This window comes from Bacteroides sp. GM023, assembly GCF_014750685.1.
Lineage (GTDB): Bacteria > Bacteroidota > Bacteroidia > Bacteroidales > Bacteroidaceae > Bacteroides.
This window is the reverse complement of the sequence record NZ_JAAXGE010000002.1, coordinates 459,818-473,056: the sequence shown is the minus strand read 5'-3', so window position 1 is coordinate 473,056 and position 13,239 is coordinate 459,818. Positions and strand designations below refer to the sequence as shown.

The window sequence follows — 13,239 nt, the reverse complement described above, 5'->3', positions numbered from 1 at the left end:
GCTTATGAAAGTAATATATGTATTATTAGTATGTTTGTTGACCTTAGCTTCCTGCGCCGAAACGGAGTTTGCGGAAAAAGGAATCGGCAAAAAGGATATAACGGGTTACAACGATACAGGTTTTTACAGTTTGGACGGCGTCTGTTCTTTCACGGTGGACAATCAGAACCAGACTGCGGTTAACTCTAAACGCCTGACTTATCGTTTACAGAATCAAGACCAAAGCCAATACATTCATGTACAGTTTGCCGAGAAACCGGCAACAGTAGGGCAGACAGTGAAAGCTACTTTCTCCTGCCGGGGGATTTCTTTCCTGAAAGATGAAATGCAAATGGAAGTCGTCCGGACGGATGAAGGAAAGATATGGTTATCGGGCGATAATGCCGGTATAATAATTCCTGTTTTTTAATCATTAAAAGAGAAATAACTTATGAAAAGATATATTCCCGTTGTGACGTTGTTAACGGCGTTTTCATTGATTTCATGTGGTGAAGTCATGGATTTGACGCAGCCGGAAAAGGCTGAAGTCACCCATTCGAACATTACTTTGTCGCTCTATGAAACCGGCAAGTACGACTTGTATCTCGACAACCCCGAATACCAATATACCATCATGGTGGCAAAGAGCCACTGCGAAAAAGAAGCGAAGGCAGAATTTGCGGTAGTCGACGCGAAAGAATTTGGCGAAGAATACAGCTTGTTGCCGACGGCTTATTATGACTTGGATGGCGGTAAGATGGAATTTAAAGGAGACGATGTACTGCATATGGTAAACCTGCATTTCCATGACTTGGGCACGCTCGACAGCTCCAAGAAATACGTTCTCGGTCTGAAACTGGTTTCCGACGATTTAGCAGTCAATCAGGAAAAGAATACGATGACCTTCTTCCTGCAACAGGAACAGGGTGGCATTGATAATCCGTATATCCTGACCACTGTCAATGAACTGGTTGCCCTCGGCGATAAACTGAAAGACGGCAAGACCATCTATGCCGAATTGCAGAATGACATCGACCTGCAAGGTGTAGACTGGCAACCGATAGAAACCTCGACTTCCAGGCAGATTATATTCGACGGCGGCGGTCATACCATCCGTAACCTGAAAGTAACTACATCATCAACCGGTAACCAGGGATTCTTCGGTCTGCTGGTAGGCAAGTGCTCCAATATCATCTTTGAGAATGCACAGATTACAGCGGATACAAAGATGGCGGGTATCCTTGCCGGACAGGTGGGGGCTGCTGCTTCACCGGGTATAGTAGAGAATGTGCGGGTATCCGGTACAATCTCCTTGAATTCGGGAACAGCCGCCTGGGATAACGGTCAAGCCGGTGGAATTTGCGCAAGACTTCATGGTGCGGACAGTAAAATCCATCAATGCGCATCGGCAACGAACATTACTGCCGTATGGTGTGCCGGAGGTATCTGTGGGGAAGCAAGAGAAGGGGCAACCGTTTCTCAATGTTCCTCTACCGGAGACATTGTGACCGAATCATGTGTGGGAGGTATCATCGGACGTATGCTGTATGCTACCGTTACACAGTGTTATTCTTCAGGTCTTGCACAGGCTTACCCGATGAGAGTGGCGAACCCTGCGGGCGGTATTGCCGGATTTGTGGAACCCAATCCGACTTCTGTAATCTCTTATTGCTATTCCGATAGCGAAGTTTCCGCCCAAAATCAGGTGGGAGGTATTATGGGACTTGCCAACAAGCCGACAGGAATCACGGTGACTCATTGTATAGCCTGGAATCAGAAGTTGTATTCTAACGGCGCGCCCAAGTCGGGAAGAATCTGCGGACGCTTTAATATGAATGACGGTAATAACTGTTATGCGAATCCGGCTATGGAATGTCGTTTCTCTGCCAATACACCGACTATCGTAGATGAAGAAACGCCCGACTATGCAGCGCAAACTTTTGGCGCCGACCGTTACAATGGCCTTTCTACAATGAGTAATCCGATAGACGCCGCTAAAGCGCTCGGATGGAATCAGACCATTTGGAACCTTGACGGAGAAAGACCCCGCTTGGCTTGGGAACTGGCAAAATAAGCAATCAATATCTTATATTAAGAAATAGTTTATCATACTTATGAACGAATACAAGACTATCAAAAGAGTTATTTTTATACTACTGATTACGTGTTTATCCATTCCCCAATCATGGGCGGATTCATGGAAAGAGATTACGTATGCCGACCCGACCATCTTTGTAGAGAACGGCAAATACTACCTGACAGGAACCCGCAACTGGGAACCTTACGGATTTGCCGTGCTCGAATCGACAGACCTGAAACACTGGACTGTTGCCAACGGGGACTCCCTGCAACTGATACTGCGGAAAGGCGACCATGTCTTTGGTGAAAGAGGTTTCTGGGCACCCCAGTACCTCAAGGAGAAAAACACCTACTACTTCACCTATACAGCCAATGAGCAGACGGTGATTGCTTCTTCCAAATCCGTGTTCGGCCCTTTCCGTCAGAAGGAAATCAAACCGATAGACGCGTCCGCGAAGAATATCGACTCATTCCTCTTCAAGGATGACGACGGTACATACTACCTGTATCATGTCCGCTTCAATAAAGGCAACTACCTGTGGGTAGCCGAGTTTGATATGAAGAAGGGAAGCATCAAGCCGGAGACACTGAAACAATGTATGGACTGTACGGAGCCTTGGGAAAAGACTCCGAATTACAAGTCCGCGCCGATTATGGAAGGGCCTACCGTTATGAAGTGGAACGGCCTGTATTACCTGTTCTACTCCGCCAATCATTTTATGAATATCGACTACTCAGTAGGATACGCCACTTCCTCTTCCCCCTTCGGTCCGTGGAAGAAACACCCGAACAGCCCGATTATCCATCGTAGCCTGGTGGGAGAAAACGGTTCGGGACATGGCGACGTATTCAAGGGACTGGACGGAAGATACTATTATGTCTATCACGTCCATAACACAGACACCAAAGTACAGCCGCGCAAAACACGCATCGTCCCGATGGTTTTGCAAAAAGAAAACGGTGTGTATAGCATAACAATAGATAAAGAACAGGTCATAAATCCGGTGTGGAAGTGATTTGTTCAGAAATGTAGTAGATACATCTATTTTGCACATTTGTACGGGTTTTAAGGAGAATCGTCCCTCTGTTTTGGATATTTTCCCCGTTAATTTGTGTTGTGAGTAAAGAATTTGTTAACAGTTAAAACTAATGTTTATGAAAAGGAACAGACTTTATTTTTCTTTCTTCTGTCTTTGTTGCTTTTTACTCTGTACGTTGAGTGTGCAGGCGCAACAGAACTATTGGAAGGGACAAGTGAAGGATGCTGTATCCGGTGAACCGATGATTGGTGTCAGCGTTCGCGTGAAGGGTACGGGCAGCGGTACAATTACTGATTTCGACGGTAATTTTTCGCTGAAAGCATCGAAAGGAGATATACTTGTCATTTCTTATGTGGGTTATAAAACGCTGGAACTGGATTTAAAGAATAAGACAACCATAGGAGTCATCTCCCTGGCTGAAGATACGGAAACACTGGAAGAAGTGGTAGTTGTAGGATACGGCGTCCAAAAGAAAGCTTCCAGTGTCGGCTCCATTGCCACCGCCAAAGGGGATGATTTATTGAGAGTGGGGAATGTAAACTCCGTGTCCGAAGCCCTGCAAGGGCAGATGCCGGGTGTGGTTGCCATCAATTCCACTTCAAAACCGGGTTCCGACCAGGCTTCTTTGCTGATTCGCGGTAAGTCTACCTGGGGAGAGGCCGAACCTCTTGTATTGGTGGACGGTATCGAGCGTGACTTTAATGACGTGGATGTGAACGAAATCGAATCCATCTCCGTCTTGAAAGATGCTTCGGCCACCGCAGTTTATGGTGTGAAGGGTGCCAACGGCGTTATCCTGCTGACTACCAAACGCGGACTGGAACAGAAGCCGGAAATCTCTTTCACTGCCAACTTCGGATTCAAGCAACCCTCTGCCGCTCCCGAATGGTCTGACTACGTCACTTCCATGAAGCAGTACAACAGAGCCCAGGCGAACGACGGTAACTGGGGAGCATTGGTTCCCGAATCTACTATTGCCGCATGGGAAAATGCCTATGCTACCGGAAACTATGGCCCGTACAACGACGCCTTTCCCCAAGTGGACTGGTGGAAAGAACTGGTGAAGAATGTAGGTTACGAGCAGAATTATAACCTGAATGTGCGGGGTGGTACGAAGAAAATGAATTATTTCGTTTCTTTGGGTTATTTGCATGACGGTGATATTTTTAATACGAGCAAACAAGAGGAGTTCGACCCCTCATTCTCTTATCGCCGCTATAACTGGCGTAGTAACTTCGACTTTAATATTACTTCGTCAACGAAACTCTCGTTCAATGTAGCCGGTAAGATGGGTTATCAGAACCAACCCTCTTATTATGAGAATACCGATTCACCGGATGAGCGTTTTTTCGGAACGTTCTTCACGGCTCCGAGCAATGAATTCCCGATTAAATACAGCAATGGGGTATGGGGAGACGGAACAAGTTCCGACCAGAATATCGCTTGCCTGATGCTGGAAGGAGGTAGCCGTAGTATAAAGAGATACCAGGGTTTCTACGATGTTATCCTGAACCAGAAACTGGACTTTATTACCAAAGGCTTATCATTGAAGGCATCGCTATCCTATACCACTTCTTCGTCATGGACTACCCAGATAATGCCGGGTAAGATTTTAGGCAAGGACGACTTGGTTGCCCAGCGTACGCATATCCGCATTAATCGCGTGTATGATTATGCCAACCCTATTTACAATGCCGACGGAACAATTACCTATAATTATACCGAGAAACGCTATCCGGATGAAAATGCTGCCGGAGACTTGCCTATCGGCGGTGTATATGACGGATTCAAGGCTTACGGACGTAAACTTTACTACGAACTGGCATTGAATTACAGCCGTAAGTTCGGCGACCATGACATAGGCGCTTTGTTCGTATTCAACCGCAAGATGAACGAATCGACCAATCAGGATGTGATGAACTTCCCGGCTTACGAAGAAGACTGGGTAGGACGTGTCACTTACAACTTCAGGGAACGCTATCTTGCCGAATTCAATGGTGCCTATACCGGTTCGGAGAAGTTCGCTCCGGGACATCGCTTCGGTTTCTTCCCGTCCGCTTCTATCGGCTGGCGTATCAGTGAAGAACCTTGGGTGAAGAAGTTGACAAAAGGGGTGCTGACTAACCTGAAAGTGCGTTATTCCTATGGTGTGGTAGGTAATGATAAGGGTGCTACGCGTTTCAACTATATTCAGAAGTTTGAGCAACTCTCGGACAATACTCAGTTCGGTAAATATCAAACCAGCAACTGGGGACCTTTATACAAGGAAGGAAAACTTGCCGACCCGGACGCAACCTGGGAAGAATCCATCAAGCAGAATATCGGTATCGAAATCGGTCTGTGGAGTAAACTGAACATTACGTTGGACTTGTTTGACGAAAAGCGTAATAACATCCTGATGACGCGTAACACAATTCCGTCCTGGGCGGATAGTGGTATCGCCTTCCCGCAGGTGAATCTGGGTAAAACCAAGAATCACGGTCTTGAACTCGATATTGCGTGGAACGACCATATAGGAAAGTTCAATTATTATGCGAAATTCAACTTCGCAACCAGTGAAAACCGTATCGTATTTATTGACGACCCGAAGAATCAGAGCGAATATCTGAAGCAAGCCGGAAAATCCATCGGATACGTAAACAAATACCTGGCAACAGGAAACTTCGAATCATTGGATGATATTTATAACTCGGCACAGTCGACCATCGCCAACGGTGCACATAACACCTTGATTCCCGGTGATTTGTACTATATCGACTACAATGGTGACGGTATGATTGACAGCAAAGATATGGTTCCGATGAAAGACCTCAACTATCCGGTGACTACTATCGGGTTCACGTTGGGTGGTTCTTACAAAGGATTCGGATTCAATATGTTGTGGTACAGTGCCCTGGATGTTTATAAAGAAGCTATCCCTTCTTATCTGTGGGACTTCCCGCAAGGCAATATCAAGGCGCAGCCAAACACGTTGAATACATGGACGGCAGACGCTCCGGTTCAGAGCGGCGCGGTTCGCCCCAGCATCCATGTCCAGAGAAGCTATAACTCCGTAGCCAGTACGTACACATATACCAACCATGCCTATCTTCGCCTGAAGAACCTGGAAGTGAATTATCAACTTCCGAAACGCTGGTTGAAGCCTGTGCATCTGAGCAAACTGCAAGTATATGTCAACGGAACCAATCTGCTGACCTTCACGAAAGGCGATTCACGCCGTGACCCTGAACATGCAGGACAAAATATTTATCCGATGGTGAGACGTTATAATATTGGTTTTAGATTAGGATTATGAGACACTTTAAATTTACTGATATGAGAAGACATAAGTTGAATTGGATATGGGTTATCGTGTTGGCGTTGTTCTGTGGAAGTTGCGAAGACTACCTGGACCGTTCACCGGATGACGGACTTTCCGAAGATGATGTTTATAAGGACTATAACAGCTTGTCGGGTTTCATGGACCGCATCTTTCAGAATGGCGATATATTAATCTTTACGCATGGTATCAACTCTTATGCGAATACATATGTAACGGTAGGCAATTTGTCGGATGAATATGCATCCGTTCGTGATAATGACCCTTCAAAGTTTGTCAATGCCGGTAACTGGCTGGAGAACGCCGGTACCCGTTTCGAAATCGGGAGTAAAAGTGACGCGGGGAATTTCAGAACTGCTATCTCCCGTGCCTATACCGGGCTTCGTATCGTGAACCGTGTGATTAACGGCGTAGACCAGGTGAAATCCATCACGGATGAACAAAGGAGGAAACTCCTGGGACAGGCTCACTTCCTGCGTGCTTACTTCTATTTTGAAATTATCAAGCGATATGGTGGAATGCCTATCTTTGACCAGCTATGGGGAGCATCGGACGATTTCGACTTCCCCCGCAAAACCTATCAGGAATCCAACGCATGGATGCAGACCGACCTGGACAGGGCTATCGAATACCTGCCGACAAGCTGGTCGGATGAAGAACACGGACGCCCGGACAGAGTATCTGCGATGGCTCTGAAAGCGATGACACAGCTTTATGCCGCCAGTCCCCTGATGCAGAATGACCTGAATACGATTGAAAACAAAGGCTACGGAAAAGACATGGCTGCCGAAGCTGCCCGCAGTGCGCAGCAGGCTATCAACGCCATCGAAAGCCACGAATATTACCGCCTGATGAATCATGACGAATACCGTAGCATCCAGTTAATGCCGAACTCTAACCAGTTCGCGCAACCGGAATATTTGTGGTTCCTGCGCTGGCATCACGGCAACTGGTCGGCTTTCGTCAGGGCACAATGGTTGACACAGCCTTATGATAACAAGACGGGTGCCGAAGGTACGCCTTACAATGCTCCGACGCAAAATGCAGTAGATATGTACGAGCGTATGGGAACCGATGGCAAGTACTATCCGATTACCGACACGCGTTCCGGTTATGATGCGGTAAAGACTACCAACCCATATTCGGACAGAGACCCTCGTCTTGCTAACAATATCCTCGTGCCGGGCGAACAGTGGGGGAAGAACCTGCAAGGTACTCCTTACTATACGACCACCTATTCAGGCGGTTACTCGGAGAACTTCATTTCGACCAACCAGTTCACACGTGGTTCCCAACAGACCGGATATATGTGCAAGAAGTTCACCTGGCCGGAAGCAAGTGTGCCATTATTCGACGACGCGGGCTTCCAGTTATATCGCCTGGTAGCCGTATATATCCGTGTATCCCAAGTATATCTGGATATGGCTGAGGCTTCTTATGAAGCGACAGGCAGCCCGGATGCAGTGGTGACAGGTTGTACGATGTCCGCCCGCCAGGCGCTGAACAAGATTCGCGTGAGAGCCGGAATCGGCGAACTGCCGGACGGAGTTGATTTCAGAGAAGCCTACCGTCGCGAACGGGGTGTGGAATTGATGTTCGAGGGACACCGCTGGTACGATATTCGTCGCTGGATGATAGCCGAAGACCTGTTTAAAGGTGAATATCCTATCATGGGCGTCAAGGCAACCCCAATCAACCATTCTTATACTGCCGACCAGTTGAAAGTGGAAAAAGCCTGCACATATAAGTTGACGGACTTCACTTATGAATATGTTCCGGTCAGAACTGCCGTGCGAACATTCAATAAGCGTAATTATTGGTATCCGCTGCCGATGGATGAAGTGGCAGCTTTGGACAATCTTCAGCAGAATCCCGGATGGTGATAATTAAAATAAAGAAAAGTATATGAGAAACAAGATTAGATATATAAGACTGATAGGGCTCATATTTGTCCTTATCGTTGGCTCTAGCCTGACTTTCGCACAGAACAAATCAAAGAGAAAGTCGGCGAAAAAGCCTTTGGTGGAAATAGTTTCTATTGTTACCGACGAGAAAGGTAACCCGTTGAAGAATGTTTCTGTCATTTGTGGTGAAGGTGCTGTCGTTCTATATACGGATGCAAAAGGACGTTTCCAGACCAAGCTGGAGAATGACGCCACCCTGATGATTGAAGCGCTGGGATACGAAGATAAAACGTATAAGCTGACAGGCAGCAATATCGTCCCCGAAAAGATTGTGTTGAAGAAAGAACCTCTTTTCATGACGAAAGAGTCTCTGGTGAACAGAGCTGACGGCGGACAGACCTATAAAGCGAATGAAGTAGGTGCTACGAGCGTACTCGACAACGGACAGTTCGGTACTTACCCGGATTTGAATCTGACCAATATGCTGCAAGGAAAGATGCTGGGCTTGCAGATACGTTCTACGGTCAGCGGACTGGGAAACAACACGGGTGATGTGTATATCCGCGGGCTTCACGGCATGTCGGAGAATACGGCTATCGTTATCATCGACGGTGTGGAACGCCCTGTGGCGGATTTGATTCCCGAAGAAATAGAGCGTATCGAGTTGCTGAAAGATGCGACTGCCAAGATTCTGTACGGAGCACGCGCAGCGAACGGTGTCCTTTGGGTAACTACCCGCAGAGGAAAGGCGAACCGCCGTATTTATAACGCGACCGCCGAATTGGGAATAGTGCAAATGACCCGCACCCCCGACTTCCTGAACTCTTACCAGTACGCCAACCTCTACAACGAGGCACGCGCCAACGACGGAATGACTCCTTACTATAACCAGAAACAACTGGAAGGATACAAGAACTCCAAAGGTGCCAACGACCTGCTCTACCCGAATGCAGACTTGTATGACCAGCTACTGAACAAGAACGCCAACTACCGGAAAGTATCGTTCGACATGACCGGCGGTACCGACAGGGTACGTTACGCCCTCATTGCCGGATATGTAGGCGGCAGCGGATTCGAAGACGTGGCCTATACTCCCCAGCTGCACCGCCTGACCCTTCGCGGAAACCTGGACTTCAACGTGACTGATTTCCTTACCGTATCAGCCGACGTTGCCGGACGTATGGAAATGCGTAAATGGGGACAACTGGACTGCGGACAGGTATTCACCGCATTGTCTACCCATCGTCCGAATGAATATCCGCTGACTATGTCACCCGAAGAAACCGGACTGACAGCCTCGGATGGAATACCTTTGTTCGGTGCAAGTCTGCTACGGCCGATGAACGCCTATGCGGAAACCATGTACGGCGGCTATACGGACGAACGCTATACACGCAGCCAAACTAACTTTGGTGTGAAACTGGACCTCGATATGCTGACGAAGGGGCTGAAAGCCGGAGCATTCCTCTCCTTCGACAACTATGACTACCTGCAACTGTCCCTTAGCAAAGTCTATCCGACGTATGCCATCAAGTCATACAACAACTTTGCCGGTGACGAGGAAATCATGTACACCCAAATGAAGAAGATGGATGTAGCTACTTCACAAAGCCGCAAATCCACCACCTTGCAACAAACCCTGGGATGGAATGCCTTTGCCGCTTACGAAAATACATTCAACACCAAGCATGACGTATCGGCGCGAATGACCTATATGTACTCGAAAACGAGCAACCAGGGAGTGACGCAGGACATCATCAATGCCAACTACGCATTGCGCCTGAACTATATGTACGACCGCCGTTATGCCATAGAAGCCGATATGGCTTTGATGGGCAGCAACCGTTTCGAGTCGGGAAACAAATATTTCTTCTCGGCAGCGGGCGGACTTGCCTGGATTCTGAGCAACGAAGACTTCCTGAAAGACAACGAATACGTGAACTTCCTGAAGCTGAAAACAAGTGCCGGTATCCTGGGTTACGACAGAAGCACAGACCATCTGCTATATGAGAAAGCCTGGACACAGGACGGCAGCTTCCGCTTCGGAACGACCAACAACGGTGCGACTGCTTACTATTCCACCTTTGTCCGTGCAGCCAGCCCGAACCTGAAATGGGAAAAATCAGCAGAATGGAATGTCGGCGTAGAAGGTATGTTCCTCAACAACCGTTTATATACCGAGATGAACTATTTCCGTGAAAAGCATACCGACATCATCGGTTCGGTCGATGCCTCTTACGGAGACTATACAGGCAATTTCTCTTATCAGGCCAATATGGGTTCCGTCCTGAATCACGGTCTGGAAGCAATGGTTACCTGGAGCGACCGTGTCAACGACTGGTCTTATTCCGTAGGAGCCAATCTCGTATGGTCAAAGAATAAAGTACTGAAATGGAACCAACTGAAACATGGTGAAGAATACCGCTACACGGTAGGACGTTCTACCGATGCCATGCTCGGACTTGTTGCCGAAGGATTATTCGGCAAGGACGTAGCTATCAACGGTCATCCCGTTCAGACGTTTGCCGACTATCAGGAAGGCGACATCGCCTACAAAGACCTGAATGGTGATAAAATCATCGACGGCCGCGATGTGGAACAACTGGGTAACTCGTTCCCCCGTACTACTTTGGGTATCGACTTCAGTGTAAACTATAAAGGCTGGGGCTTGTACGTTCAGGGATATTCCGAACTGGGCGTCCACACATGGGCTACCAATGCTTATTACTGGAACAACGGAGAAGGCAAATACTCCAAACTGGCATTAGACCGCTATCATCCGGTGAATAACCCGACCGGAAGTTATCCGCGCCTGACAACGACAGCCGGTGAGAACAACTTCCGTAACTCTTCCTTTTGGTTGGAGAATACCAGTTTCTTCCGTATGAAGAATGTAGAATTGAGCTATACGTTCAATCAGTTTTCACCGAGTTCGGTAGTGAAGAAGATTAAAGTCTTTGCCCGTGGCGCAAACTTGTTTGTACTCTCTTCTGTGAAAGACCTGGACCCTGAACTGTTGAATGCCGGTGTGACGAACTACCCGGTTACACGGAGTTTTACAGGCGGAGTCTCTTTTGTATTTTAATTCTGAACAATTAATAGATGGCAATATGAAACATATATTAGGAAGTTGCGTTTTGGCAGGTCTGTTTCTCTTTTGTGCTTGTGACGACACATTGGACACAAAAGTGACATGGCAGATTGATGACTCTGACACCTGGAGAGTGCCGGAACTTGCTCAAGGCGTACTATACAAAGCTTATAACGGCATAGCCAACCGTCCCGACTGCTTCGAAGACAACTTTTTGGACTGTGCCACGGACAACGCAGTGACAAACGCGCGTAGCTCTTCAGTCTACAAAGTAAGCATGGGCGGAACGACAGAATTCGCCAACCCCATTGGGAACTGGACTCAGGCTTACAACATGCTGAACTATGTAAACTCTTTCCTCGAAAACGGCCTGACCGACCAAGTGCTCTACAACCGCCCCGACCCGGCGATTGACAGACAGATTAAGTTGCGTCTCGAAGGTGAATCTTACTTCCTGCGTGCATGGTGGCATTTCGAACTGTTGAAGATGTATGGCGGAAAAGCGAAGAACGGCAAGGCGCTGGGTATTCCATTGGCCGACCATTTTATCTCGCAGGAAGAAGCTGCGCAGAACGGTGAGTTTCTCCGCCCCACTTACCAGGCAACTGTCGATTTCATCGTTAACGACCTGAATAAGGCCATCGAACTGTTACCGAGCGTTTATCAGGGGGATGACCTGGAATTTGGTACGACTCAGATAGGCCGTGCCACGAAATCCGCTGCAGGCGTGCTGAAAAGCCGTGTTCTCCTGTACAGTGCCAGCCCTGCCATGCAGGATGACGATGTAACGAAGATTACAGGCATGGGACAATACGAAATCCTGAACTCTACCGTCTATCAGGCAAAATGGGAAGCGGTAGCCAAAGAGATTAATAAGATTCTGAGCATGGATGGCTTCGGAGTTTTCGTTCCTATTACTGCGGCCGGCATTGCCGATGCACAGACGGAAAGTGCTGATTATGCGTTCCGCAGATATTTCAATAATAATCTGTTGGAAGGTCTTAATTTCCCGCCGTTCTATTATGGAAGTGGGCGCACTGCTCCTTCTCACAACCTGGTAAAAGCTTTCTATGCGAAAAACGGTTATCCGGTGACAGACACTCGTTCGGGCATCAATATGGCCGACCCGAACTTCAGCATGATGCAGCTTTACGCTGTACTCGACAATCGCTTTGCGTTGAACGTTTACTATCATAGTTCGACTTTCGGTGACTCCGGCCAGGCTTTGGATATGTCCGAAGGTGGCAAAGATTCTCCTTCTTTCAGCGAGAATGCTACCCGTACCGGCTATTACCTGGCTAAGTTCGTCTCCAAGAAATCGGCTATGCTGAATCCGATTCAGACGCTCAACTCGGTTCATTACAATCCGTTGTTGCGCAAATCGGAAGTTCTTTTTAACTTCGCCGAGGCTGCCAATGAAGCATGGGGAAATCCGCAGGTGGCGGGTGACGGATGCCTGTATTCCGCTTATGAGATTATGAAGAATGTCCGTTCGCAGGCGGGTGGCATCACTTTCGACTCATATCTGGACGAGGTAGCCCAAAGCAAAGATTCTTTCAGGAAACTGATTCAGAACGAACGTCGCCTGGAATTTGCTTTCGAGAGCCATCGTTACTTTGATATGCGCCGTTGGGTACTTCCGTTGAATGAAGATGTGACAGGCGTTGCCGTTACCCGCAATGAAGATGGTACATTCGGCTTCAAAGAGCAGGTGGTGGAGAAACGGAAATACGAAGTGAAGAACTATTTCGCTCCGTTGCCCTATTCGGAGTTGGCGAAGAACAAGAATCTGGTTAATAACCAGGGTTGGGAATAAAGTACGGTTGA

7 protein-coding genes are annotated in these 13,239 nt (G+C 47.8%); all 7 read left to right on the top strand.

The window, feature by feature from the left end:
• Positions 1-4 precede the first annotated feature (4 nt).
• The 7 genes from HC965_RS04410 (at position 5) to HC965_RS04380 (ending at position 13,228) form a co-directional block, all read left to right on the top strand.
• Positions 5-409 (top strand): hypothetical protein, encoded by a 405-nt coding sequence (locus HC965_RS04410; RefSeq protein ID WP_191030317.1) that lies wholly within the window; start codon positions 5-7, stop codon positions 407-409.
• Positions 410-430: 21 nt separating this feature from the next.
• A complete protein-coding gene (locus HC965_RS04405) occupies positions 431-2,053 on the top strand; it encodes a DUF1735 domain-containing protein (protein WP_191030316.1) in 1,623 nt (540 codons plus the stop codon).
• A 40-nt stretch (positions 2,054-2,093) separates the two neighbouring features.
• Positions 2,094-3,074, top strand: coding sequence for a glycoside hydrolase family 43 protein (locus HC965_RS04400; protein ID WP_191030315.1), 981 nt, complete (start codon positions 2,094-2,096; stop codon positions 3,072-3,074).
• Between the two features lie 139 nt (positions 3,075-3,213).
• Entirely contained in the window at positions 3,214-6,393 is a 3,180-nt protein-coding gene (locus tag HC965_RS04395) for a TonB-dependent receptor (protein WP_191030314.1), read from the top strand.
• 20 nt (positions 6,394-6,413) lie between these two features.
• Positions 6,414-8,300 (top strand): RagB/SusD family nutrient uptake outer membrane protein, encoded by a 1,887-nt coding sequence (locus HC965_RS04390; protein ID WP_191030313.1) that lies wholly within the window; start codon positions 6,414-6,416, stop codon positions 8,298-8,300.
• Between the two features lie 22 nt (positions 8,301-8,322).
• Positions 8,323-11,406: a SusC/RagA family TonB-linked outer membrane protein gene (locus HC965_RS04385; RefSeq protein WP_191030312.1), complete on the top strand. Its 3,084-nt coding sequence runs from the start codon at positions 8,323-8,325 to the stop codon at positions 11,404-11,406.
• 25 nt (positions 11,407-11,431) lie between these two features.
• Entirely contained in the window at positions 11,432-13,228 is a 1,797-nt protein-coding gene (locus HC965_RS04380) for a RagB/SusD family nutrient uptake outer membrane protein (RefSeq protein ID WP_191030311.1), read from the top strand.
• Positions 13,229-13,239: the final 11 nt, after the last annotated feature.